Origin of the sequence: Achromobacter animicus (assembly GCF_902859585.1) — a bacterium.
Classification (GTDB): Bacteria; Pseudomonadota; Gammaproteobacteria; order Burkholderiales; family Burkholderiaceae_B; genus Achromobacter; species Achromobacter animicus.
The window spans coordinates 48,523-73,286 of the sequence record NZ_CADIJM010000017.1 but is presented as its reverse complement, the minus strand read 5'-3'; the positions used below and the strand labels follow the sequence as shown (position 1 = coordinate 73,286).

Here is a 24,764-nt window from a genome sequence, read left to right as displayed (position 1 = left end):
GCCGCACCCGCAGCCCAGCAAGCCGCCACGACGGGCGGCGACGTAGTCCAGCAGGCTGCTGGCGCCGTTCAGCAATCGGCCGACGCGCTGCACAGCGCCGCGGCGGCGCTGCCGGCCGCGCCTGCGCCCGCGCCGGTCCCCGACATGGGCTTCCTGCACTTCGTCGCCCAGAGCGACTTCGTGGGCAAGAGCCTGTTCGTCATCCTGATCCTCATGTCGCTCGTGACCTGGTATCTCATCCTGGTCAAGGCAGGCAGCAACGTCAGCATGCGCAAGCGTTCGGCAGACTTCCTGAACAAGTTCTGGAATGCCAGCTCGCTGGAACAGGTCGAGCACGAAATCAACACGCACGGCGCGCGCGATCCGTTCTCGCATCTGGCCAGCCACGCGATGCACGCGCAGGCGCACCACAACAAATTCGGCGCCACCAAGCTGGAAGAGTCGGGCAGCAATTCGGATTTCGTCACGCGCACCATGCGCAAGGTCATCGACGAAGAAACGGCCAAGCTGGAAAACGGCCTGACCGTGCTGGCCTCGGTGGGTTCGACGGCGCCGTTCGTCGGCCTGTTCGGCACGGTGTGGGGCGTGTATCACGCGCTGGTCGGCATCGGCCTGTCCGATGGCGTGACCATCAACCGCATCGCCGGTCCGGTGGGCGAAGCCCTCATCATGACGGGTCTGGGCCTGGCGGTGGCCATCCCGGCGGTGCTGGCGTACAACACCTTCGTGCGCAACAACCGCGTGTACTTGTCGCGCCTGGATGCGTTTGCACATGACCTGTTTGCGTTCCTGACCACCGGCCAGCAAGTTGCGCTGTCCGACGGCAAGGTGCGCGCGCTGCGTCGCCAGAACGGCCACGCGGCTCAACGCGGGAGCGAATAATGGCCTTTGGCAGCTTTGAGGGTAAAGGGTCCGGAAGCCATGCGGTGTCCGAGATCAACATGGTGCCCCTGATCGACGTCATGCTGGTGCTGCTGGTGATCTTCATCATCACGGCGCCGCTCCTGGCGCACTCGATCAAGATCAACATGCCCCAGGTGGCTGCCGAGCAGATCGAGGAAGAACCCAAGACCGTGGACCTGGCGATCGACGCCGCGGGCGCACTGTTCTGGGACGAGAAGCCGGTCAATATCGACGACCTGCCCAATCGCTTCAAGTCGATCGCCGGCACCAAGCCGCAACCCGAGATCCGCATTCGCGCTGATCAGAACACCCGTTACGAAACGCTGGCCAAGGTCATGGCCTCGGCGCGCCGCTCGGGCATGACGCGTATCGGTTTCGTCACGACGCCGCCCTCGGGTGGTGCTCCGGCGGCGGGTGCTCCCGCTTCGGGCGCACCTGCCGCGGCTCCGGCCCCGGCACCGTCCGGCCGGTGAACGAATCCAGGAAGGGGGCGCATTTCGCGCCCCTTTTTTTTTGGATCGCGCTAGAATCGCGGCATGCGAGTTCTGGTAATCGAAGACGACACCACCCTGGGCCATGCGCTCCAGGAATTCCTGGCCGACCAGGGTTATGCGGTCGACTGGCTGACTGAGGGCGACCGGGTTCTGGGCGCGCTGGCGGGCCAGCCGTATGACCTCATGCTGCTCGACCTCAATCTTCCCGGCATGAGCGGCCTGGACGTGCTGCGGCAACTGCGGCAGGACGGCAATCAGGTTCCCGTGCTCATCCTCACCGCTCGCGATGGCATCGAAGACCGCGTTGCCGGTCTGGACGCCGGAGCGGACGACTACGTCACCAAACCCTTCGAACTGCCCGAGCTGGCCGCGCGTGTGCGCGCCTTCGGCCGCCGCCGTGCCGGCCAGGCCCAGCCGCTCATCGAAGTCGGCCCGCTGGTGTTCGACACCGTCGGCCGCGAAGTCCGCGCCAATGGCCAGCGCCTGTCGCTGTCGGTGCGTGAACTTTCCGTCCTCGAAATGCTGATGGCCCGCGTGGGCCGCGTCGTGACCAAGCGCCAGATCGTCAATTCCCTGTCCGCCTGGGACGCGGATTTCAGCGAGAACGCCGTCGAAGTCTACGTGTACCGCTTGCGCAAGCGCCTGGAAGGCACGGGCGCCAGCATCCAGACGGTACGTGGCTTTGGCTACATGCTGGATGTGGAAACGGCCTGACGGGCCGGCCGCGGCCGGCGATCGCCGTCCGCGCGTTTTCATCCGCCTCATCGAGGGCTTCGCGCCATGACGCAGGAACGCACCCCCCAACCGTCTCCGGCTGCGCGCCCCCCCATGCTTCCCTCCCGATCGCTTGCCCGGCATCTCGTCATCCGGTTGATGCCGCCCATCCTGCTGCTCGTCCTGCTGGATCTGGCGGCAACCTGGGTCATCACCCACAAGATCGACATGTCGCTGTGGATGCTGGAAGACTTCTTCTGGCTGATGGTCGTGGGCCAGGTGGCGTTGATCGCGCTGTTTGCATGGGTGGTGATGCAGGGTGTGCGGTCCGGCCTGCGGTCGGTGAACCATCTGTCTGAAGAAATCCGGCAGCGCTCCATCGACGACATGCAGCCGCTGGAGGTTGCAGGTGTGCCCGTGGAGATCGAACCGCTGGTCACGCACACCAATGATCTGCTGCTGCGGCTGGATGCGTCGCTGGCCGCGCAGCGGCGCTTCATTGGCCACGCCGCGCATCAGTTGCGCACGCCGCTGTCGGGCCTGCGGCTGGAATCCGAACTCATGCTGGCGCGCCCCTTGCCCGACGACGTGCGGGCCCGTGCAGAGCGCATCAAGGCCGTCAGCGACCGCATGATCCGGCTGGGCCAGCAGCTGCTGGTGCTGGCCCGCGCCGATCCCAATGCGCGCCCGCAGGACAGCTTTGTGCGCATCGACCTGTGCGAGTGGGTGCGGGTGCATGGCGCCGAATGGTTTCCGCGGGTGCGCGAGGCGCACTACGAATTGGATCTGGCCGCGCCCGAAACGCCCATCTGGATCGACGCGGACCCCTTGCTGCTCGCGGAGCTGCTGGGCAACCTGATTGATAACGCGCTGCGCTATGGCAACCCGACGGGGCGCATCACGCTGATCGTGGGCGCCAATCCGCCCTCGCTGACCGTCGAAGACGACGGTCCCGGCATTCCGCCCGAAGAGCGCGATCGCGTGTTCGAGGCGTTCTACCGGTCGCCCACTGCGACGGCCGGCGGTTCGGGCCTGGGACTGGCCATCGTGCGAGAAATCGCGCACGCGCACGGCGCGTGGTGGAAGCTCACCAGCCGGCCCGACTTTTCCGGGACGCGGCTGTCCGTCGTATTCCCCGGCCCTCGCAAGGGGGCTCAACTCACTCGCCAAGAACCCGCATCATGAGCCAAGGCACGGTCAGCGCTGCTTCTTTGCCCCCAGGTCACCCGGGCGGCGCCCACGCCCCATCGTCGCGAGCGGCGCTGGTCCTGGGCGCGCTGGGCGTGGTGTACGGCGACATCGGCACCAGCCCGCTTTACACGCTGCGCGCCTGCCTGACCGGCCTGAGCGTGCATACCGACCTGGAGCCGGCCCATCTGCTGGGCGTGCTGTCCATCCTGTTCTGGATGCTGATGGTGGTGGTGTCCCTGAAATACGTGATGCTGGTGCTGCGCGCGGACAACCGCGGCGAGGGCGGCACGCTGGCGCTGCTGGAACTGGCGGTGCGCGCGCGCGAGGGCAAGCTGCGCTGGGTGCTGATCGTGCTGGGCATCTTCGGTGCGGCGCTGTTCTACGGCGACAGCATGATCACGCCGGCGATTTCGGTGTTGTCGGCGCTGGAAGGCATCGGCATCGTGTCGCATACGCTGGACCACTGGGTTGTGCCGATCGCGCTGGTCGTGCTGATCGCATTGTTTGCGATCCAGTCGCATGGCACGGCCGCCATGGGCAAGCTGTTCGGTCCGGTGATGTTCCTGTGGTTCGCCACGCTGGCGGCCCTGGGCGGCTGGCAGATCTGGCAGACGCCCGAGGTGCTGGCCGCGTTGAACCCGATGTGGGGGCTGCGCTTCATCGTCGAAGCGCCGTGGGTCAGCTTCGTGTTGCTGGGCGCGGTGGTGCTGGCGCTGACCGGGGCCGAGGCCCTGTATGCCGACATGGGCCACTTTGGCCGCCCGGCGATCCGCCGGGCCTGGTTCAGCATGGTGCTGCCGGCGCTGACGCTGTGCTACTTCGGCCAAGGGGCGCTGCTGCTGCGCGATCCCACCGCCATCCGCAATCCGTTCTTCCTGATGGCGCCGGAATGGGGGCTTGCCCCGCTGGTCGCGCTGGCCACCATCGCCACCATCGTGGCGTCGCAGGCCGTGATTTCGGGCGCCTATTCGGTGACGCGCCAGGCAGTGCAGCTGGGCTTCTGGCCCCGCATGCAGATCCTGCACACGTCCGCGATCGAGAAGGGCCAGATCTATCTGCCGCAGGTCAACGCGCTGCTGCTGTGCGCGGTGCTGATCCTGGTGCTGTGGTTCCGCAATTCCGACAACCTGGCCGCGGCCTACGGCTTTGCGGTGACGGGCACGATGTTCACGACTTCGGTGCTGGCGTTTGCGGTGCTGCCGCGCGGCAGCACGGGCATCAAGCGCATGATGTGGTTCCTGGTGCTGGGCCTGTTGCTGCTGCTGGACGTGCTGCTGTTTTCGGCCAACGTCTTCAAGATTCACGAAGGCGGCTGGCTGCCGCTGGTGGTGGCGATCGTGGTGTTCACGCTGATGATGACGTGGCGGCGCGGCCGTCGTCTCTTGTCCGACATGCAGCAGCGCGACCGCCAGCCGCTCAAGGAATTCATGGAGCAGCTCGAGCAGTATCCGCCGTCGCGCGTGCCGGGTACCGCCATCTTCATGACGATGAATTCGGGCAACGTGCCGCCGGCGCTGCTGCACAACCTGAAGCACAACAAGGTGCTGCACGACCACGTACTGTTCCTGTCGATCCAGTCGGCCGACGTGCCGTATATCGCGCCCGAAGAGCGCTTCGAGGTGAACAAGCTCAGCGCATCGAGCTGGGCTGCGACGGTCACCTACGGCTTCAAGGAAGATCCGGACGTGCCGGAGGCGCTGCGCCTGATTGCCGAAGCGTATCCGGAGCTGGACCTGGAGCCGATGCGCACGTCGTTCTTCCTGTCGCGCCAGACGGTCGTGGCGGCCAGGAAGCCCGCCTTGTCGCGGTGGCGGCGCGCGGTGTTCTCGTTCATGGCGCGCAATTCGACCCGCAGCACCAAGTTCTTCAAGATCCCGGCGAACCGGGTCGTGGAGATGGGCATGCAGGTCGAGCTGTAGCCGCCACGCTGCCCGCGTCGCGGCCTCGCCGCGCCGGGCCACAACAGCCAGGCGAAAAAAAACCCTCGGTGTGGAAACCGAGGGTTTTTGTTTGGCCTTGAAGAATTACTTCTTCGAGGTCGTGTCTTTCAGTTGGGGCAGCGACGTGCCGCTGGAGGCGAGCAGGCCGGTCTTGACGTACGTGAACAGCTTTTCGCGCGTGTCGACGATGTCGAGGTTGCGCATGGTGAGCTGGCCGATGCGGTCCGCCGGCGTGAAGGGGGCATTTTCCACCTTCTCCATGGACAGACGCTCGGGCGCGTACGTGAGGTTGGGCGACACGGTGTTCAGCAGCGAATAGTCGTTGCCGCGGCGCAGTTCGATGGTGACTTCGCCAGTGACGGCGCGGGCCACCCAGCGCTGGGCGGTTTCGCGCAGCATGATGGCTTGCGGGTCGAACCAGCGGCCCTGGTACAGCAGGCGGCCCAGCTTGCGGCCGTTTTCGCGGTACTGCTCGATCGTGTCTTCGTTGTGGATGCCGGTGACCAGGCGCTCGTAGGCGATGAAGAGCAGGGCCAGGCCCGGGGCTTCGTAGATGCCGCGGCTCTTGGCTTCGATGATGCGGTTTTCGATCTGGTCGCTCATGCCCAGGCCGTGGCGGCCGCCGATGCGGTTGGCTTCGAGCAGCAGTTCGACGGGATCAGCGTATTCGACGCCGTTCAGGGCGACGGGCTGGCCTTCTTCGAAGCGGACCGTGACTTCCTCGGCCTTGACGGCGACGTCGTCACGCCAGAACGCCACGCCCATGATGGGCTTGACGATGCGGATGCCGGAATTCAGGTGTTCCAGGTCCTTGGCTTCGTGCGTGGCGCCGAGCAGGTTGGAGTCGGTGGAGTAGGCCTTTTCAGCCGACATCTTGTAGTCGAAACCGGCTTGGCGCATGTATTCGGACATTTCCGAACGGCCGCCGAGCTCGTCGATGAAGCGCTGGTCGAGCCAGGGCTTGTAGATCTTGAGTTCCGGGTTGGTGAGCAGGCCGTAGCGGTAGAAACGCTCGATGTCGTTGCCCTTGAACGTGCTGCCGTCGCCCCAGATGTTGACGTTGTCTTCCTTCATGGCGGCGACCAGCATCGTGCCGGTGACGGCGCGGCCGATGGGCGTCGTGTTGAAGTACGTGATGCCGGCGGTCGAGATGTGGAACGCGCCCGACTGCAGGGCGGCGATGCCTTCGGCCACGAGCTGCGCGCGGCAGTCGATCAGGCGGGCGTTTTCGGCGCCGTAGGCCAGCGCCTTGCGGGGAATCTCGTCGTAGTCGGATTCGTCGGGCTGGCCCAGGTTGGCGGTGTAGGCGTAGGGGATGGCGCCGTTGTTGCGCATCCAGAGGAGCGCAGCGCTGGTGTCCAGGCCGCCGGAAAAGGCGATGCCGACTTTCTGGCCGGTGGGCAGGTTCGGGAGGATAGTGGTCATTGTTTGAGGTGAGACGCCAACAGGACTTTGACAGCAACGAGCCGCCAAACAAGAAAATAGCCCGCCATTTTAACTCTTTTGAGGGGGGCTGGCCGCCGGGGTTGCGGCGCGGGGGGCGCCTGGCGCGAACAGCTCGGCAAGCCGCAGGCCGCGGATCAGCTCGCCCGTGGCCGCGGCCAGCCGGGTGGCTGGGCGATGGCGGGCGCTGGCCAGCACCAGGTTGTTGGTGATCGTCGGGGAGCCGATGGCGCACAGGGACAGTTCATGTTCGGCGGCCGGACCGCGCGCCGCCGAGCGCGGCAGGATGGCGTAGGCGTCGCCCTGCGCGGCCAGTTCCACGATGGTCTGCACGGCGTCGACCTCGGCCGCGACCTTGAGCCGCACACCCTGCGCACGGCAGACGCTTTCAACGAGGGTGCGGATGGCGTTGGGCAGGCTGGGCAGCACCAGCGGATAGTCGCCCAGCCGCGCGACCGGCACGCGGGCGGGCAGGGGCGGCTGATGGCCCGCGGCCGCGGCCAAGACGAGGTCTTCGCGAAAGAGTGACTCGTAGACCAGTTGCGGGGAAGGGGCGGGATCGTACAGCAAGGCCAGGTCCACCCGGCCGGCGAGCAGCCATTCGCGCACCTGGGCGCTCAGGCCTTCGGCCACCGCGATGGAGGCATCGGGGAAATTCTGGCGGAACGCCTGCACCAGCGGCGGCGTGAGCACGCGCGCGATGCGGGGCGGCAGGCCGATCATGACCTTGCCGGTGGGCGTTTCGCGCAGCGTCTGCAGATCCTCCTTGGCGCGCTCGGCCAACGCCAGCAGGGCGCGGGCGTGCTCGAGAAAGCGCAGTCCCGCTTCCGTGGGCTCGGCGCCGCGCCCGTTGCGGTAGAGCAGATGCTGGCCCAGCTCCAGTTCCAGCAGCCGCACCTGACGGCTGAGTGTGGGCTGCGCGACGTCCAGCATTTCAGCGGCGCGCGAGAAGCTGCGTCGCTCGGCCACGCGCACGAAGTACTCGATCTGCTTGAGATCCATCGGGATATTAGGTTTTTCGATATCAGAAATATACGGTATAGCATTGTTCGCCCTCCGGCATTCCGCGACCATGGCGCTTTCCATGCAGGAAGTCCCCGTGCCCGATTGCCGTCCGCCGCTTGCCTCGCCCTCCCGTCCCCGCCACGCGCTGCCGCCGGGCGCGTGCGACGCGCATTGCCACGTCTTCGGACCGGGCGATGTGTTTCCGTATGCCGAAGGCCGGTCGTACACGCCGCCGGACGCGTCGTTCACCAGCATGGCGGCGCTGCATGCCCATCTGGGCATCGGGCGCGCGGTCGTGGTGCAGGCCAACTGCCACGGATCGGACCACCGCGCCTTGCTGGATGCGCTGGCGCGCAGCGAAGGGCGTTATCGCGGCGTGGCGCTGCTGGGCGCGGACGCCACTGCTGCCAGCGTCAAGGCGCTGCACGAAGGCGGCGTGCGGGCTGCGCGGTTCAACTTCGTGCCGCATCTGGGCGGCGCGCCCGAGCCGGCGGTGTTCGACCACGTGGTCAAGCTGATCGCGCCGTTGGGATGGCACCTGTGCCTGCACGTGGACGGCGCGATGCTGCCCGAACTGCTGCCGCGACTGCTCACGCTGCCGGTGCCGTTCGTCGTGGACCACATGGGCAGGCTGAAGGCGGCCGATGGGCTTGATTCACCGGCGATGCGCGCGTTGCTCAGCCTGGCGGACGTAGGCCAGGCGTGGGTCAAGGTGTCCGGCATCGACCGGATCGCCGCCGGCCGCCGTCCCTTTGTGGAAGGCATTCCCTTCGTGCGCGCGCTGGTTGAGGCCTTGCCGGACCGCACCTTGTGGGGCACGGACTGGCCGCATCCGAATGTGGCCGGCGATATGCCGGACGACGGTGAACTGGTCGACACGTTTTTCGAAGCATGCCCGGACGCCGGACTGCGCCAGCGCGTGCTGGTGGACAACCCGGCGCGGCTTTACGGATTTCAGTAGCACAGAGAAAGCGGAACGAGGGCCAGGAAGCCCCCGCCGCAAGCACATCCCCATCAACGAGGAGACACCATGTTCAAGAAAATCATCTCGGCCGCCGTGCTGAGCCTGGCCGCCGCTGGCGCGGCCCACGCCGACGGTCCCGTGCGCCTGATCATCGCGTTCCCGCCGGGCGGCCCCGTGGATCTGGTGGGCCGCGTGCTGGCCGAGCAGCTGGGCAAGGAGCTCAAGCAGAACGTCATCGTCGAAAACAAGGCGGGCGCCAACGGCAACATCGCGGCCGCCTACGTGGCCAAGGCGCCGGCCGACGGCTCGGTGCTGTTCCTGACCAGCGTGGGCGCGGTGGCAATCAGCCCGGCGCTGTACAAGGACCTGCCGTATGATCCCGCGCGCGATTTCGCGCCGGTCTCGCGCGTGGTGAACAACGCCACGGTGTTCGTGGTGAATCCGTCCAACCCGGCGACGGACGCCGCCGACTTCGTGAAGAAGTCGCAGGCCGCGTCGCAGTCCGTGGCCATCGGCTCGTCGGGCATCGGCAGCATTCCGCACCTGACGCTGGAAATGTTTGCCGATTCCAGCAAGGCCAAGGTGCTGCACGTGCCTTACAAGGGCGCGGCGCCCGTCATCAACGACGTGATGGGCAATCAGGTGTCCGGTTTCTTCGGCGACGTGCCCGGCCTGATCGGCCATATCCAGGGCGGCAAGCTCAAGCCGTTGGGCCTGGCCGCGCCGACACGCCATCCGCTGCTGCCCGACGTGAAGACGATGGCCGAGCTGGGCATCCCCGGCGTCGAATCGAACAACTGGTACGGCCTGGTCGCACCCGCAGCCACGCCCGCCGCTACCGTCGACAAGCTGAACCAGGCTGTGCGCGCCGCGCTGGCCAACGAGGCCGTCCGCGCCCGCCTGGAGAAGTTCGGCGCCGAGGCCGCGCCCAGCACGCCGCAGGAACTGGGCGCGCTGATCGCCGCCGACCGCGAGAAATGGACCGCGCTGATCCAGCGCAAGAACATCCGTCCGGAGTAAGCATGAGCGCCCGCCGAATCGAACCCGTGGTGCCGGGCACCCGCCCGGAGCTGGCCGTGCTGGAGGCGCGCATCGCTGCCGCGCGCGGCCGTATCTCGCCGCTGTATCAGGTGCTGCTGAACAGTCCGGCGGTGGTCGAGGGCTGGGAAGCCATGCTGACCGCGATCCGGCAGAAGACGTCGCTGGCGCCGCGGTTGCGCGAGCTGATCATCCTGCGCGTGGCGACCTTGAACAATGCGCCGTACGAGTTCGAGGCGCACGTGCCGCACGCGCTGGCAGGCGGCATGCCGCAGGCCGTCATCGACGTCCTGCGCGGCAATCCCGCGCCAGATCAGGTGCAGGGGCTGGAACCGGGCGAAGCCGAGGTGCTGGCGCTGACGGATGCCATGACCCGCGACATCGAGGTGCCGGACGCGGTATTTGCACCGCTGCGCGAGCGCTACGATGATGCGCAACTGGTGGAACTGACGGCGACGGTCGGCGCGTACAACATGGTGTCGCGCTTTCTGGTCGCCTTGCGCGTCGGACATTGAAGGAGATGGCTGTGCAGGAAACGATGTTGCTGGTGTCGCTGGGGGAACGGTTTGACGAGGCGCGCGCCCGGGATCTGGCCGAGCGTCTTGCGGACGGGCTGGCGGAGGTGAAGATCAGCGCCTTTGCCGCGCTGGAAGCCGAGGAAACCTACGTGACCGTGCGCGGGGTCCGTGCATTGCCGGAGATCCAGGCCCGCCTCGCTGAACTGGCGCCCGGCGCGCATGCGCGGGTGTTGCACCGGACGCTGGATTTGCCCGGCGCGTCGGCGGGGCAGGAGGCGCCGTGGCACTACATCGTCGAAACCGACGTGCTGCCCGAGGCCGAGGCCGACCTGAACGCCTGGTACGACCAGGAGCATCTGCCGGGGCTGGCGTCTGTGCCCGGCACGGTGCGCGCGCAGCGCTGGGAATGCCGCGATGAATCGCCGCGCTACCTGGCCTGCTACGACCTGCACACGCAGGAAACCTTTGGCAGCCCGCCGTGGCTGGCGGTGCGCGCGACCGACTGGAGCAGCCGCGTGCGGCCGTCGTTCCGCAACACGCGGCGCACGATGTTCAGGAAGATCCTGTAGCGCCAAGCGTTTTAGAAAGCAGAAAGTCAAAAGCAGAAGGGCCCGGACATCGCAGGATGTCCGGGCCCTTCTCATGCGTGCAGGACGGGTTTAGTCGACCTGTCCGAGCAGCAGGAATTCCATCAGCGCCTTCTGCACGTGCAGGCGGTTTTCGGCTTCGTCCCAGACCACGCTCTGCGGTCCGTCGATGACTTCGCCGGTGACTTCCTCGCCGCGGTGGGCGGGCAGGCAGTGCATGAAGACGGCCTTCGGGTCAGCCGCGGCCATCATTTCGGCGTCCACGCACCAGTCGGCGAATGCGGCGCGGCGTTCTTCGTTTTCGGCCTCGTAGCCCATGCTGGTCCACACATCGGTAGTGACCAGGTGCGCGCCCTGGCAGGCTTCCATCGGGTCCTTGAACTGGCGCAGCACCTTGTCGGACGGCGTGCCGATGCGCGAGGCTTCGAGTTCGTAGCCGGCCGGCGTGGACACGTGCAGCGTGAAGCCCAGCATTTCGGCCGCGTGCAGCCACGTGTAAGCCATGTTGTTGGCATCGCCCACCCAGGCGACCGTCTTGCCGGCGATGGGGCCGCGGTGCTCGATGTAGGTGAAGATGTCGGCCAGGATCTGGCACGGGTGGAATTCGTTGGTCAGGCCGTTGATCACGGGCACGCGCGAATGCGACGCGAAGCGCTCGATGCGGGTCTGCTCGAACGTGCGGATCATGACGATGTCGACCATGCGCGAAATCACGCGCGCGGTGTCTTCGATGGGCTCGGAGCGGCCGAGCTGCGAATCGTTGGACGTCAGGTTGATGACCGAGCCGCCCATCTGGTACATGCCGGCCTCGAACGACACGCGGGTGCGCGTGCTGGCCTTTTCGAACACCATTGCCAGCGTGCGGTCATGCAGCGGCATGTGGGGTTCATAGCGTTTGAACTTTTCCTTGATCAGGCGCGCGCGGTCCAGCACGTAGGCGATCTCGGCGGACGAGAAGTCCTTGAACTGCAGAAAGTGCCGCAGCGGGCCGTTTTGAGTCGTGGGAGGAGTCATGTTGATGTCGCAGGTCATTGGGCCCCGCCAGGCTCGTGGCCCGGCAGGGACGTTGATTATGGTTTTTCGGCCAGGAACTGTTGGATGAGCGGCACCAGCAGGGCGACGATCTGGTCGGCCTCCTGGCGCGTCAGGATCAGCGGCGGCAGCATGCGGATGACGCGGTCGCGCGTGACGTTGATGAGCAGGCCCGCTTCCATGGCGCGCAGTGCAAGGACGCCGCAGGGGCGGGCCAGCTCGATGCCCAGCATGAGGCCGCGGCCGCGGATGTCGGTCACGCCGGGCGTGCCGGCCAGCGCGCTGGCCAGGCGGTCTTTCAGGTATTCGCCCACGTCATGGGCGTTTTCAAGCAGGTTTTCGGATTCCAGCGCATCGAGCACCGCGAGGCCTGCCGCGCACACGAGCGGCCCGCCGCCGAACGTGGTGCCATGGCTGCCCGGCGTAAACACACCTGCGGCCGGGCCCGCGGCCAGCGTCGCGCCGATGGGCACACCGCCCGCCAGGCCCTTGGCCAGCGTCATGACGTCGGGGCGGATGTCGGCCCATTGGTGCGCGAACCACTTGCCGGTGCGGCCGATGCCGGACTGCACTTCGTCGATCATCAGCAGCCAGCCGCGCTCGGTGCAGAGTTGGCGCAGCGCCTGCAGGTAGGCGATGTCGGACGGGCGGATGCCGCCTTCGCCCTGCAGGACTTCCAGCAGCACGGCGGTGGTGCGCGGCTCGGCGTCGCCGGCGGCACGCACCGCGTCCAGGTTGTTGTACGGCACCTGGATGAAGCCGCTGGGCAGGGGCTCGAAGCCTTTGCGCGCCTTGTCGCTGCCGGTAGCCGCCAGCGTGGCCAGCGTGCGGCCATGCCAGGACGAATCCATGGTGATGATGTGAGCGTGCTTGTTGCCGCGCTGGTAGGCGTAGTAGCGGGCGAGCTTGATGGCCGCTTCGTTGGCCTCGGAGCCGCTGTTGTTGAACGCGACTTCCTGCATGCCGGACAGCGCCGTCAGCCGGGCGGCAAGCTCGGTCTGCTGCGGGATGTCGTAGATGTTGGAGGTATGGATGACGCGGGCCGCCTGCTCGGCGATGGCGGCGACCAGCTTCGGATGGGCGTGGCCCAGGCACGAGACGCCGATGCCGGCCAGGGCATCCAGATACTTGCGGCCGCCTGCGTCCCACAGCCAGACACCCTGGCCGTGCGTGAACGATACCGGCAGCCGGGCATAGATATTGGCCAGAGGCGAGCTCATCGCGGATCCTCCTGGGGGAATGGCATCGACAGCATGCCCGCTTGCTAGGGCGAATCAGGGGCGAATCGCGGTTCGAAAGAGGGCAAAGGATCAATCATATACAATTCGCGGCGCGGCACGCATGTTTGATCACGCCGAAGATCCGGCTTTCGTGAAAGGCGTCCCGCAGTGAAGAACACATGGCAACTCGCGTCAGACAATTCGTAATTCATGGCGTTACCGAAAGCGGTAGCCGCTTCCGCCCGAGCGATTGGGCGGAACGGCTCGCCGGCGTAATGGCACAGTTCCGGCCCGCCGGCTGTGCTGGTAACCACCTCACTTATTCGCCTTATGTGCTGCCCGTCGTGATCGATGGCGTGCGCGGGATCGTCGTCGACCTGCGCCTGCGCGACCTGGAGCCGCTGGCCTACAAGTTCGTGGTGGATTTCGCCCGCGACAACAACCTCAAGACGGAAGAACGCGAAATCTAGGCCCCCAGAACGAAAAAGCGCCCCAACCGGGCGCTTTTCTCATTCTGCGATCCCTGCACGCCGGTCAGGCGGGCCGGGCGCTACCCGCCGCACGGACGATTGCCCGCGCGGCGGCGACGCACATCATTTCGCGTACACCAGATCGCGCAGCCCCAGCGACAGCCCGGGCCAGTACGTGATGACCATCAGGCACAGGATCACCACGCCGACGAAGGGCACCAGGGGTTTGATCAGGCGCTCGAGCGGCAGCTTGGCCACCGCGCACGCGGCAAACAGGTTCACCCCGAACGGCGGCGTGATCATGCCCAGCGCCAGGTTGACCACCATGATGATGCCGAAGTGCACCGGGTCGACACCGAACTGCAGCGCCACCGGCAGCAGCAAGGGGGCCAGCACGACGATCGACGCCGAGGTCTCGATGAACATGCCGATCACGAACAGGGCGGCGTTCACGCCCATCAGGAAGCCGAACTTGGTGTCGAAGATCTGGGCGAGCCACGTGCCCAGCGCGTCCGGAATGCCTGCGCGGTTGAGCAGGAAGCTGAAGATGCCCGCGTTGGCGATCACGAACATGATGACTGCGGTCGACACGACCGACTTGTGCAGCGTGTCCGACAACTGACGGAACGTGAGGCGGCGGTAGATGAATTTGCCCACGAAGACGGCGTACATCACGGCCACGACCGACGCTTCGGTCGGCGTGAAGACGCCGCCGTAGATGCCGCCCAGGATGATGACGGGCATCAGCAGCGCCAGCCACGCGCGCTTGAAGGCGGGCCACAGCGGCAGCCGGCCTTCGCCGTCGCGCTTGCCCAGGTTGTTGCGCTTGGCGTACAGCCAGACGTAGAACATCAGCGCGATGCCGATCAGGATGCCGGGCATGACGCCGGCGATGAAGAGTTCGCCCGTGGAGGTGTCGGTGGACACGGCAAACAGGATCATCGGGATGGACGGCGGGATGATGACTCCGAGTTCCGCCGCGCTGGCCTGTAATGAGGCGGCAAAGGGGGCCGGATAGCCGTGCCGGATCATGGCCGGGATCAGGATGGCGCCCACCGCGAAGGTCGTGGCCACGCTGGAGCCCGCGACCGCCGCGAAGATCATGCAGGTCAGCACGCAGGTGCAGGCCAGGCCGCCCTGGATGCCACCGACCACGCTCTTGGCGAATTCCACCATGCGTTCGGAGATGCCGCCGGCTTCCATCAGGTTGCCGGCCAGGATGAAGAAGGGGATGGCCACGAGCGGGTACTTGTCCAGCGCGGCAAACAGCTGCTGCGCGACGACCAGCCAGGGCAGGCCCGAGGCGCCGACTCCCGCCAGGCTGGCCAGCCCGATCGACACGGCGACCGGCACGGACAGCCCGAAGAAAATCAGCATCGAGACAATCATTAATTGGGACATGGCGATTTCTGCTGCTCAGATTCGATAAGGGGGGCGGCTCAGCCTTGCGCGTCGTTGCGCACGGGCACGTCGTCTTCTTCGCCGGCGCACCAGCGGGCCAGCACGGCGATGGCCGCCAGCGTGGCGCCCACGGGAATCGCCAGGTAGATCCAGGAGATCGAGATGTCCAGGCTCGGCACGTTCTGGAAACGCACGCGATAGGTCATGTTGCCGCCGATCCAGGCCAGAAAGCCGAGAAAGCCCGCGCAGATCAGGCCGATGATGGCCTCGAGCACGCGGCGGCGCGTGCCGCCCAGCAGGTTGCGCAGCAGCTCGACGCTGATCATGGCGCCGTGGCGGAAGGCCAGGGCCACGCCCAGCAGCACGGTCCAGATCAGGAGGGCGCGGGTTAGGACCTCGCTCCAGTCGGCGGGCGAGTGCAGCACGAACCGGGCGATGACCTGGTAGAACGCGGCGGCCGCGGCGGCCACCAGCAAAAGTTGGGCGAGGGCCGAGACCAGCTTGAACAGGCCGCGGTCGAAGGCGCAGAGCAAACGCATGGTGAATTCCGTTGGCGATGGACGCGGAAAAGTGGGGCGGGCGCGCGGCGCAGGCCGGTCCCGCCGCCAGGCAAACGGCCCCGCGATGGGGGCCGTGCCGGCTTACTTGGTGTCGCGGATCGAGTCGATCAGCTTCTTGTCGAACTTCTTGTAGTACTCGGGGTAGGCCGGTTCCACAGCGGCGGCAAAAGCGGCGCGGTCCACTTCGGACACCTGCATGCCTTCCTTCTTGAGCTGCTCGACGCCCGTGTTCTCGATGTTGTCGACGTAGGCGCGCATGGCCTGGGCCGATTCCTTGCCGGCCTTGTCGAAGTTGGCCTTGTCGGCGGCCGACAGGCCTTCATAGACGTTGGCGGACATCAGCACCAGGGCCGGGCCGTACACGTGGCCGGTCAGCGACAGGTACTTCTGCATTTGCGACAGCTTGGCCGACGTGATCACGGACAGCGGATTTTCCTGGCCGTCGATGGTGCCCTGCTGCAATGCGGTGGCCACTTCAGGCCAGGCCATCGGCGTCGGCAGGATGCCGATCTGGCGGAAGGCCGTGATGTGGATCGGGTTTTCGGTGGTGCGGATCTTCAGGCCCTTGGCGTCCGCCGGGGTCTTGACCGGGCGCACGTTGTTGGTCAGGTGGCGAAAGCCCTGTTCGCCCCACGCCAGCGCCACGATGCCGCGGCTGGGGAACTTGGCCAGCATGTCCTGGCCGATCTTGCTGTCGAGCACGGCACGGGCGTGCGGCAGGTCGCGCAGCAGGAACGGGATGTCGAAAACGCCGGTCTCGGGAACAAAATTCAGGGTTGCACCGGTCGAAACGATCGCGAGATCGATGGTGCCGATCTGCAGGCCTTCGATCACTTCACGTTCGCCGCCCAGCGCGCTGTTGGCAAACTGCTGGACCTTGAACTTGCCGTTGGTCGAGCCTTCGATGGATTTGGCCATCGCGTCGGCGCCGGCGCCGTAGTGCGACGACGTCGACAGGGCGTAGGCCATCTTCAGGGTGGTCTGCGCTGCCGCGGGCAGCGAGGTGGCGGCCGCGCAGGCGGCCAGAATCGTGGCCGCAAGCCAGGTTTTACGCATTGTCTTCTCCGGATTGGTTATCTTTATGGGCGGCTTTGCCTCCCGCCCCGGGATGATATCGGGATTCGGACGCCCTACAGGCGCTTAGTTAACATGGACGAATGATGGATTTCCCTGATATGTCACAGGCCAGGCGCCCTGGTTTCTGGTCAACCTTGCGCCTGGGCGCCCGGATGATGATGCGCGATGCGCGCGCCGGCGAGCTCCGTTTGCTGGTCCTGGCGCTGGTCGTGGCGGTGGCCGCCGTCACCAGCGTGGGCTTTCTGGCCGACCGCGTCGGCCGCGCGCTGGAACGCGACGCCGGCCAGATGCTGGGCGCCGATCTGGTGCTGGATGCCGACGAACCCGTACCCGCCGCCTTCAAGGATCAGGCGCGCGAGCGCGGCCTGACCGTTTCCGGCACGTGGCAGTTTCCCTCCATGGTGGGCGCTGGGGACGGCGCGCAGCTCGCGGCATTGAAAGCGGTGGAGCCCGGCTATCCGCTGCGCGGGGCCTTGCGGGTGGCAGAGGCGCCGTTCGCGCCCGATGCGCCCACGCGCGACATCCCGCCCGAAGGCGCGGTGTGGGTTGACGCGCAGTTACTGGCGCTCTTGAACCTGAAGGTGGGCGATACGCTGAACGTGGGCGACGCCCACATGCGCATCGACCGCGTCATCACCTATGAGCCGGACAAGGGCATGCAGTTCGTCAACGTCGCCCCGCGCGTGCTGCTGCGCGCCAGCGACTTGCCGGCCACCGGCCTCATCGCGCCGGGCAGCCGCATCGGCTATGCCATGCTGGTCGCCGGCCAGCCCGACGCCGTGGCCGGATATTCCGCCTGGCTGAACCAGAACCTGAAGCGCGGCCAGAAGATCGCCACCCTGGAATCGGGCCGCCCGGAAGTGCGCCGCACGCTGGACCGCGCGCAGCGTTTTCTGTCGCTGGTCGCGCTGTTGGCCGTGCTGATCTCGGCCGTGGCCGTGGCGCTGGCGGCGGGACGTTACATGACGCGGCATCGTGATGGCATCGCGGTCATGCGCTGCCTGGGCGCCGTGCAATCGCAGGTCGCGCGCATGCTGACGCTGGAATTCACGCTGGTCGGGCTGTTTTCGTCCGCCGCCGGCTGCCTGCTGGGGTTTGGTGTGCATCAGGTGCTGGTCATGCTGCTGGGGTCGCTGATCGACACGACCTTGCCGGCCCCGTCTGCCATTCCGGCGTTGCAGGGCGTCCTGACCGGATTGCTGCTGCTTCTGGGGTTCGCGCTGCCCGCGCTGGCGCAATTGCGCCACGTGCCGCCCGCCCGCGTCCTGCGGCGCGACGCGGACAAGATCAGCGCGCGCAGCGCGTTCGGCTACGTGCTGGGCGCGGCGGGTTTTGCGCTGCTGATCTGGTGGTTCGCGGGCGATGCCAAGCTGGGCGGCGTGGTGGCGGGCGGCTTTCTGGGCGCCTTTGGCGTGTTCGCGCTGGTTGCCTGGCTGTGCATCCTGGGCCTGGCGCGCGTGCGCCGGCTGGCCGCCGGCCTGCCCGCGCTGCGCTTTGCGCTGGCGGGCGTGGTGCGCCGCCGGGCGGCCACGATCACCCAGGTCTGCGCACTGGCGGTCGGCTTGATGGCGCTGCTGCTATTGACCATGACGCGCACCGATCTGATCCAGGGCTGGCAACGCACCATGCCGCCGGACGCGCCCAACCGCTTCCTGATCAACGTGCAGCCGGACCAGCGCCAGGCCGTGACCGACGCGCTGACGCGCGAAGGCCTGGGCCGCATCACGCTGTCGCCGATGGTCCGCGGGCGGCTGATTGCCGTCAACGGCAAGCCGGTGGGACCGGACGATTATGAAGAGCCGCGCGCCAAGCGCCTGGTGGACCGCGAATTCAACCTGTCCTATGGCGACGAGATGCCGTCGTCCAACCGGATCGAGCAGGGCCGCTGGCTGACGCCGGGTTCCGCGGAGGTCTCGCTGGAGGCCGGGCTGGCGCAGTCGCTGCGCATCGGGCTGGGCGACAAGATGACGTTCGACGTGGCCGGCCAGCAGGTCGAGGTGGCGGTGTCGAGCATCCGCCGGGTGGATTGGGATACGATGCGCGTCAATTTTTTCGCCATCCTGACCCCCGCCGCACTGGCCGACATGCCCCAGAGCTGGATCACGTCCTTCTACCTGCCGCCCGAAAAGGCGGCGGTGTTGCCCGCCCTGGTGCGGGAGTTTCCGAACCTGACGGTGTTCGACGTGGGCGCCATCCTGCAGCAGTTGCAGTCCGTGCTGAATGAAGTGGGCCGCGCCGTGCAGCTGCTGTTCCTGTTCACCCTGGCCGCCGGCGTGCTGGTGCTGTCCGCGGCGCTGACCGCCACGCGCGACGAGCGCATGCGCGAGGCGGCGGTGCTGCGCGCGCTGGGCGCCACGCGCCGTCAGCTTGCCCGTTCGCAGCGCATCGAGCTGTGGGCCGTGGGCGGGTTGGCAGGCCTTCTTGCGGCGGCCGGCGCGACCGCGATCGCTTGGGCTTTATCAACCCAGGTGTTCGACTTCACCATTACCCTCAGCCTCTGGCCGTGGCTGGCCGGCATCGGCACCGGCATGCTGGGCGCCTGGGCGGGCGGCGCGCTTGCCCTGCGCGGCGTCCTGCGCACGCCGCCGCTCGTCACCCTTCGAGAAACCTGATGACGTCCCGCGTCCACACCATTACAGAACCCGTGGAAAACTCCCGCACCATGTTTGACCTTCTTGGCGGCGAAGCCGGCGTGCGCGCCCTCGTCGACCGCTTCTATGACCTGATGGACATGGAGCCCGACCTCAAGGAACTGCGCGCCGCCCACGGCCCCAGCCTGGACGAGGCGCGCGACAAGCTCTTCTGGTTCCTCTGCGGCTATTTCGGCGGTCCGGACCACTACATCGAACGCTTCGGCCATCCCCGCCTGCGGGCGCGTCATCTGCCGTTCTCCATCGGCGAGGTCGAGCGCGACCAATGGGTGACCTGTATCGGCCGCGCAATGGAAGACGAGGGCATCGAGCCCGTCCTGGTCGAGCGTCTGCTCGAATCGTTCTACGGCGTGGCCGACTGGATGCGCAACCGTGAAGGCTGACGATCAATCCGGCGCGCGGCGCACCACCTGGGATGGCCCGCTGGCCGGCGCCATGCTCAGCGATGCCCGGCGCCTTGCCGACGCGGGCCCCGAAGTCTTCAACCCCGGTCACTATGGCGACCGGGCGCGGCCGGTGGACGCCGGCGGACGCCAGGCCGCGTGGTTCGTGGAGGGGCAGGGCTGGCAGGGTGTGCTGCGGCGCTACCGCCGCGGCGGCATGATCGCCCGCATCAGCCGCGACGCGTATCTGTGGAACGGCGAGTCGCGCACGCGCAGCTTTCGCGAATACCGGCTGCTGGCCGCCCTGCGCGCGCAAGGGCTGCCGGTGCCGGCGCCGCTGGCGGCCGCCTACTGGCGCCAGGGCCCAATCTACCGCGCCGCCATCGTGGTCGAGCGCATTCCCGGCGTGCGGCCCTTGGCGCAGGCGCTTTCCGAGCCCCTGTGGCAGCCGGTGGCCGATGCCATCGTGCGCATGCACCGGGCGGGCGTCTGGCATGCCGATCTGAACGCGTTCAACATCCTTATCGGCAACGATGGCCGGGTCTGGCTCATCGACTTTGACCGCGGCACGCAGGGCGGGCTGTCGGAGCGGCAGCGCCAGGCCAATCTCGACCGCCTGCGCCGGTCGCTGCGCAAGCTGGCCGGCGAGGCCGGCGACCGGTTCTGGATGCGCCTGCGCGACAGCTACTGGACGGCCTGGGGCATCGGAATCCAGCCCTGACCGCTGGCCCGCCCGCCGCGGCCCGCCAAGGCAGCAATTGCGCCAATTACCCCCCAAAGTTGGGCAGGTCATCGCAAAATGGCTTTATCATTTCGCCTTTTGGTACTCCTGTCATAAACGGCATAGAGCAAGGGGGCTGGACATAATGGAACTGAAGGCGGGAATGCGTTGGGCGCTCGGCGCGGTGCTGGTCGCGACGGCCACGTCGGCTGCGATGGCGCAGAACAAGGTCGTCAACGTCTACAACTGGGCCGAATACACGGCCCCGGACACGATCCCGGGTTTTGAAAAGGAAACCGGCATCAAGGTCCGCTATGACGTCTACGACAGCAACGACGCATTGCAGGCCAAGCTGCTGGCCGGCAAGTCGGGTTACGACGTCGTTGTCCCGTCCACCCATTACGCCTCGCGCCAGATCGAAGCCGGCCTGTTCCAGAAGCTGGACAAGTCCAAGATCCCCAACTGGAAGCACCTGGATCCTGAAGTCATGGCGCTGGTCGCCACGGTCGATCCCGGCAACGAACACGCCATTCCGTGGGGCTACGGCACCAATGGCCTGGGCTACAACGTCACCAAGGTCAAGCAGATCATGGGCGACGACGTGGACCTGGCCAGTTGGGACATGATCTTCAAGCCCGAGAACGCCGCCAAGCTGAAGGAATGCGGCATCTCCATGCTGGACGAAGCCGCGCAGGTGTTCCCGGCCGTGCTCAAGTACCTGGGCAAGGACCCCAACAGCACCAACAGCGCCGACTACCAGGCCGCGATGGAAGTGCTGAAGAAGATCCGTCCGTACATCCGCCAGTTCAGCTCGTCGGGCTACATCGACGAACTGGCCGTGGGCGACCTGTGCATGGTCTACGGTTTCTCCGGCGACGTCATGATTGCCCGCAAGCGCGCGCAGGACGCCAAGAAGCCTTATGAAGTGAACTACTTCATTCCGAAGGGCGGCGCGCCGGCGTGGTTCGACCTGATGGTCATCCCCAAGGATGCGCCGCATCCCGAAGAGGCCCACGCGTTCATCAACTACATCGAAACGCCGAAGGTCCACGCAGCCATCACCAACACCATGTTCTACCCGAACGCCAACAAGGAAGCGCGGCAGTTCGTGAACAAGGATGTGGCTGAAAATCCCATGATCTACCCGCCCGCCGAGGTCTCCAAGACCCTGTACGTGATCAAGGCCTTGCCCTTGAACATTTCACGGCTGCAGAACAAGTTGTGGTCCGAGCTGAAGTTGGGAAATTAGTCATCATGAACGATAGCCGTTACTCGGCGCAGCAGGCGGACCCGGACGAGTTCGTCCGGGTCTCCGATGTGGTAAAGATCTTTGGCGATGTGGTGGCCGTGCGTTCGGTCAACCTGTCCGTCAAGCGAAACGAAATCTTCGCGCTGCTGGGCAGCTCGGGCAGCGGCAAGTCCACCTTGCTGCGCATGCTGGCGGGCTTCGAGGAAGTGACCTCGGGCCAGATCCTGCTGGACGGCGAGGACATCACCAGCGTGCCGCCGTACCGCCGGCCCGTGAACATGATGTTCCAGTCGTACGCGCTGTTCCCGCACATGACGGTCGAGGCCAACGTGGCCTTCGGCCTGAAGCAGGAAGGCGTGGACCGCGCCGAAATCCATGACCGCGTGTTCGAGGCCCTGGACCTGGTGCAGATGGCGGGCTATTCGCGCCGCAAGCCCAACCAGCTTTCGGGCGGGCAGCAGCAGCGCGTGGCGCTGGCGCGCAGCCTGGTCAAGCGTCCCAAGCTGCTTTTGCTTGATGAGCCCATGTCGGCGCTGGACAAGCAGATCCGCCAGAAGACGCAGATCGAACTCGTGAAGATCCTGGAACAGGTCGGCGTGACCTGCATCATGGTCACCCACGACCAGGAAGAAGCCATGACCATGGCGCACCGCCTGGCCGTCATGACCGAAGGCCAGATCGTCCAGTGCGGCACGCCGCAGGACGTGTATGCCTTCCCGAACTCGCGCTTTGTCGCCAGCTTCATCGGGTCGACCAACATGTTCACGGGCACCATCGTCGTCGACGAGCCCGATCATGTGGCCATTGAATGCGACGAACTGACCCGTCCGCTCTTCGTGAACCACGGGGTCAGCGAACCCCTGGGCATGGAAGTGCACGTCTCCATCCGGCCCGAGCGCCTGCTGGTCTCGCGTGAACAACCGGACGGCGAATACAACTGGGCCCACGGCATGGTCAGCCACATGGCCTGGATGGGCAGCTACGCCCTCTATCAGATCCGCCTGGACTCCGGCAAGACGGTCGAGGCCAGCGTGCCCAGCCGCCTGTTGGCCCAGATGGACGCGCCGGGCATCGACGAAGAAATCTTCGTGAGCTGGGACGCCGACAGCGCGACGGTGCTTGCGTCATGATCCGCTTTTCGCCCCGCGAGTGGCTCCCGTCGGGCAGGGCCCTGGCGGTGGTGCCGCCGTTCGCCTGGCTGGTGCTGTTTCTGCTGCTGCCGTTCCTCCTGGTGCTGAAGATCAGCTTTGCCGAGATGAAGTTCGGCATTCCGCCGTACACGTCGCTGGCGCAGTTTCAGGACGAGGCGATCCAGTTCAGCCTGCACCTGCGCGGCTACATCCTGCTGTTCACGGAAAACCAGTATTTTCGCACGTACCTCAGCTCGGTGAAGATCGCCGGCATCACCACGCTCGTCTGCGTGCTGATGGGTTACCCCATTGCGTACTACATCGCCCGGTCGTCGGCGCGCGTGCGCAACCTGCTGCTGCTGGCGGTGATCCTGCCGTTCTGGACGTCGCTGCTGCTGCGCGTCTATGCCTGGGTGGGCATCCTGCGCAACGACGGCCTGCTGAACAACCTGCTGCAGGGCCTGGGCCTGATCTCCAGTCCGCTCGAGATCTACCGCACCGACCTGGCCGTGTACATCGGCATGGTCTATGCCTACCTGCCGTTCTTCATCCTGCCGCTGTACGCGACGCTGGTGAAGATGGACCTGCGCCTGCTCGAAGCCGCCTATGACCTGGGCGCCCGGCCGTGGCAGGCGTTCTGGCAGATCACGGTGCCGATGTCGCGTCAGGGCGTGATCGCGGGCGCGATGCTCGTGTTCATTCCGGCAGTCGGTGAATACGTGATCCCCGAAATGCTGGGCGGCGCGAACACGCTGATGATAGGCCGCGTGATGTGGAATGAATTCTTCAACAACGCCGACTGGCCGATGGCGTCGGCCGTGACGTGCGTGATGGTGTTGCTGCTGCTCGTGCCGCTGGTGTACTTCCAGTACAGCCAGGTCAAGCAGCAGGGCGGAGACCGCAAATGAACGGTCCGAACAAGACGCTGCGCGCCGTGGTGCTGGGGCTGGGCTACTTCTTTCTGTACGTGCCCATCCTCAGCCTGATGGTGTTTTCGTTCAACGAGTCGCCCTCGGTCACGTCGTGGACCGGGTTTTCGTTCCGCTGGTATCACTCGCTGGTCAATGACGACGCGCTGTTGCGCGCCGCCTGGCTGTCGTTCCGCATTGCCGTGCTGACGGCCACCGCGGCCGTCGTCATCGGCACCTGGGCGGGCTATGTGCTGGGACGCATGGGCCGGTTCCGCGGCTTTGCGCTGTACGTCGGCATGCTGAGCGCGCCGCTGGTGATTCCCGAAGTTGTGCTGGGCATCTCGCTGCTGCTGATGTTCGTCGAGGTGCGCGGCGCGCTGGGCTGGCCCGAGCAGAACGGCATGTTCACGATCTGGGTGGGGCACGTGACGCTGTGCATGGCGTTCGTGGCCGTCGTCATCCAGACCCGCATCCGCGACCTGGACCGCTCGCTGGAAGAAGCCGCGCTGGACCTGGGCGCCACCCCGATCACCGTGTTCTTCAAGATCACGCTGCCGCTGATTGCGCCCGCGCTGGCCTCGGCCTGGCTGCTGTCCTTCACGCTGTCGCTGGACGACGTCGTCATCGCGTCGTTCCTGTCCGGCCCCGGCTCCAGCACGCTGCCCATGGAGGTCTTCTCCCGGGTGCGGCTGGGCCTCAAGCCCGAGATCAACGCGCTGGCGACCCTGTTCATCCTGGCGGTGGGCACGTGCGTGATCCTCGCCAACCGCATGCAATGGCGCAAGGAGTCCGAATCCAAATGACGCAAACCACCCTGTATGGCCTGACCAAGTGCAGCACCTGCGTAAAGGCGCGTGACTGGCTGACCGAGCATGGCGTTGACCACGCCTTCGTCGATTACCGCGACGAGCCGGTGCCGGCCGCGACGCTCAAATCCTGGTCCGAGCAGGTCGGCGGTTGGGAAAAGCTGGTCAACCGCGCCTCCATGACGTGGCGCAACCTGCCCGAGGACCGCAAGACCGCCCATACCGACGCCCAGTGGACCAAGCTGATCGCCGAGTACCCGGCCCTGGTGCGCCGTCCGGTCACCGTCACGCCGGATGGCGAGGTGAGTGTTGGTTTCAGTGAAAAGCGCTACGGCGAACGTTTCGCCTGAGGCCCG

At 66.4% G+C, this 24,764-nt stretch carries 25 protein-coding genes; 18 read left to right on the top strand and 7 right to left on the bottom strand.

What is annotated here, in order from left to right; translation table 11 throughout:
- The 5 genes from HV681_RS24865 to HV681_RS24845 all read left to right on the top strand — a co-directional run.
- The coding region (locus HV681_RS24865) for a MotA/TolQ/ExbB proton channel family protein (protein WP_175125772.1) at positions 1-882 on the top strand (882 nt) is incomplete at its 5' end.
- Positions 882-1,376, top strand: coding sequence for an ExbD/TolR family protein (locus HV681_RS24860; RefSeq protein WP_175125771.1), 495 nt, complete (start codon positions 882-884; stop codon positions 1,374-1,376). The genes HV681_RS24865 and HV681_RS24860, both read left to right, overlap by 1 nt.
- A 63-nt stretch (positions 1,377-1,439) precedes the next feature.
- Positions 1,440-2,111 carry a response regulator transcription factor gene (locus tag HV681_RS24855; RefSeq protein ID WP_006218435.1) on the top strand — a complete coding sequence of 224 codons (672 nt, stop codon included), beginning with the start codon at positions 1,440-1,442 and terminating at the stop codon, positions 2,109-2,111.
- A gap of 114 nt (positions 2,112-2,225) precedes the next feature.
- Entirely contained in the window at positions 2,226-3,296 is a 1,071-nt protein-coding gene (locus HV681_RS24850; protein WP_063952906.1) for a sensor histidine kinase, read from the top strand.
- Positions 3,293-5,221, top strand: coding sequence for a potassium transporter Kup (locus tag HV681_RS24845; RefSeq protein ID WP_175125770.1), 1,929 nt, complete (start codon positions 3,293-3,295; stop codon positions 5,219-5,221). The genes HV681_RS24850 and HV681_RS24845 overlap by 4 nt, the downstream gene beginning before the upstream one ends.
- Positions 5,222-5,326: 105 nt before the next feature.
- On the opposite strand, the gene argG is transcribed toward HV681_RS24845, so the two are convergent.
- Complete coding sequence (argG, locus tag HV681_RS24840; RefSeq protein WP_175125769.1) at positions 5,327-6,667, bottom strand: argininosuccinate synthase; 1,341 nt, start codon at positions 6,665-6,667, stop codon at positions 5,327-5,329.
- Positions 6,668-6,736: 69 nt separating this feature from the next.
- Positions 6,737-7,687 (bottom strand): LysR family transcriptional regulator, encoded by a 951-nt coding sequence (locus HV681_RS24835; RefSeq protein WP_175125768.1) that lies wholly within the window; start codon positions 7,685-7,687, stop codon positions 6,737-6,739.
- A 97-nt stretch (positions 7,688-7,784) separates the two neighbouring features.
- Between HV681_RS24835 and HV681_RS24830 the strand changes: the two genes are divergently transcribed.
- From HV681_RS24830 to HV681_RS24815, 4 genes are all read left to right on the top strand, one after another.
- A complete protein-coding gene (locus tag HV681_RS24830) occupies positions 7,785-8,651 on the top strand; it encodes an amidohydrolase family protein (protein WP_175125780.1) in 867 nt (288 codons plus the stop codon).
- Positions 8,652-8,720: 69 nt separating this feature from the next.
- The gene (locus HV681_RS24825) at positions 8,721-9,674 is read left to right on the top strand and encodes a Bug family tripartite tricarboxylate transporter substrate binding protein (protein ID WP_175125767.1); all 954 of its coding nucleotides are present in this window, start codon (positions 8,721-8,723) and stop codon (positions 9,672-9,674) included.
- Positions 9,675-9,676: 2 nt separating this feature from the next.
- Positions 9,677-10,207 (top strand): carboxymuconolactone decarboxylase family protein, encoded by a 531-nt coding sequence (locus HV681_RS24820; protein ID WP_175125766.1) that lies wholly within the window; start codon positions 9,677-9,679, stop codon positions 10,205-10,207.
- Between the two features lie 11 nt (positions 10,208-10,218).
- A complete protein-coding gene (locus HV681_RS24815) occupies positions 10,219-10,779 on the top strand; it encodes a DUF4286 family protein (protein WP_175125764.1) in 561 nt (186 codons plus the stop codon).
- 90 nt (positions 10,780-10,869) lie between these two features.
- Here the strand turns inward: HV681_RS24815 and argF are convergent, their stop codons facing one another.
- Both argF and HV681_RS24805 read right to left on the bottom strand, forming a co-directional pair.
- A complete protein-coding gene (gene argF / locus HV681_RS24810) occupies positions 10,870-11,811 on the bottom strand; it encodes an ornithine carbamoyltransferase (RefSeq protein WP_175125762.1) in 942 nt (313 codons plus the stop codon).
- 56 nt (positions 11,812-11,867) lie between these two features.
- Positions 11,868-13,049 carry an aspartate aminotransferase family protein gene (locus tag HV681_RS24805; protein ID WP_175125760.1) on the bottom strand — a complete coding sequence of 394 codons (1,182 nt, stop codon included), beginning with the start codon at positions 13,047-13,049 and terminating at the stop codon, positions 11,868-11,870.
- A gap of 179 nt (positions 13,050-13,228) precedes the next feature.
- Here HV681_RS24805 and HV681_RS24800 point away from each other — a divergent pair, with 179 nt between their 5' ends.
- Positions 13,229-13,519, top strand: coding sequence for a DUF3579 domain-containing protein (locus tag HV681_RS24800; RefSeq protein ID WP_013392635.1), 291 nt, complete (start codon positions 13,229-13,231; stop codon positions 13,517-13,519).
- Positions 13,520-13,642: 123 nt separating this feature from the next.
- Here the strand turns inward: HV681_RS24800 and HV681_RS24795 are convergent, their stop codons facing one another.
- From HV681_RS24795 to HV681_RS24785, 3 genes are all read right to left on the bottom strand, one after another.
- On the bottom strand, positions 13,643-14,920 hold the full coding sequence (locus HV681_RS24795; protein WP_175125758.1) for a TRAP transporter large permease: 1,278 nt from the start codon (positions 14,918-14,920) through the stop codon (positions 13,643-13,645).
- A gap of 38 nt (positions 14,921-14,958) precedes the next feature.
- A complete protein-coding gene (locus HV681_RS24790) occupies positions 14,959-15,459 on the bottom strand; it encodes a TRAP transporter small permease (protein WP_056567167.1) in 501 nt (166 codons plus the stop codon).
- A 102-nt stretch (positions 15,460-15,561) separates the two neighbouring features.
- Positions 15,562-16,536 (bottom strand): TRAP transporter substrate-binding protein, encoded by a 975-nt coding sequence (locus HV681_RS24785; protein ID WP_175125756.1) that lies wholly within the window; start codon positions 16,534-16,536, stop codon positions 15,562-15,564.
- A 101-nt stretch (positions 16,537-16,637) separates the two neighbouring features.
- Between HV681_RS24785 and HV681_RS24780 the strand changes: the two genes are divergently transcribed.
- From HV681_RS24780 to HV681_RS24745, 8 genes are all read left to right on the top strand, one after another.
- Positions 16,638-19,169, top strand: coding sequence for an ABC transporter permease (locus tag HV681_RS24780; protein ID WP_175125754.1), 2,532 nt, complete (start codon positions 16,638-16,640; stop codon positions 19,167-19,169).
- The gene (locus HV681_RS24775; RefSeq protein WP_082578979.1) at positions 19,169-19,591 is read left to right on the top strand and encodes a group II truncated hemoglobin; all 423 of its coding nucleotides are present in this window, start codon (positions 19,169-19,171) and stop codon (positions 19,589-19,591) included. Before HV681_RS24780 ends, HV681_RS24775 begins: the two co-directional genes overlap by 1 nt.
- Positions 19,581-20,312: a 3-deoxy-D-manno-octulosonic acid kinase gene (locus HV681_RS24770; RefSeq protein ID WP_175125752.1), complete on the top strand. Its 732-nt coding sequence runs from the start codon at positions 19,581-19,583 to the stop codon at positions 20,310-20,312. The genes HV681_RS24775 and HV681_RS24770 overlap by 11 nt, the downstream gene beginning before the upstream one ends.
- A gap of 145 nt (positions 20,313-20,457) precedes the next feature.
- A complete protein-coding gene (locus HV681_RS24765; RefSeq protein WP_175125750.1) occupies positions 20,458-21,561 on the top strand; it encodes a polyamine ABC transporter substrate-binding protein in 1,104 nt (367 codons plus the stop codon).
- A gap of 5 nt (positions 21,562-21,566) precedes the next feature.
- Complete coding sequence (locus tag HV681_RS24760) at positions 21,567-22,691, top strand: ABC transporter ATP-binding protein (protein WP_175125748.1); 1,125 nt, start codon at positions 21,567-21,569, stop codon at positions 22,689-22,691.
- Positions 22,688-23,599 (top strand): ABC transporter permease subunit, encoded by a 912-nt coding sequence (locus HV681_RS24755; protein ID WP_175125746.1) that lies wholly within the window; start codon positions 22,688-22,690, stop codon positions 23,597-23,599. Before HV681_RS24760 ends, HV681_RS24755 begins: the two co-directional genes overlap by 4 nt.
- Positions 23,596-24,405 (top strand): ABC transporter permease subunit, encoded by an 810-nt coding sequence (locus tag HV681_RS24750; protein ID WP_056567137.1) that lies wholly within the window; start codon positions 23,596-23,598, stop codon positions 24,403-24,405. Before HV681_RS24755 ends, HV681_RS24750 begins: the two co-directional genes overlap by 4 nt.
- Complete coding sequence (locus HV681_RS24745; RefSeq protein WP_175125744.1) at positions 24,402-24,758, top strand: arsenate reductase; 357 nt, start codon at positions 24,402-24,404, stop codon at positions 24,756-24,758. The genes HV681_RS24750 and HV681_RS24745 overlap by 4 nt, the downstream gene beginning before the upstream one ends.
- The last annotated feature ends 6 nt before the right edge of the window (positions 24,759-24,764 follow it).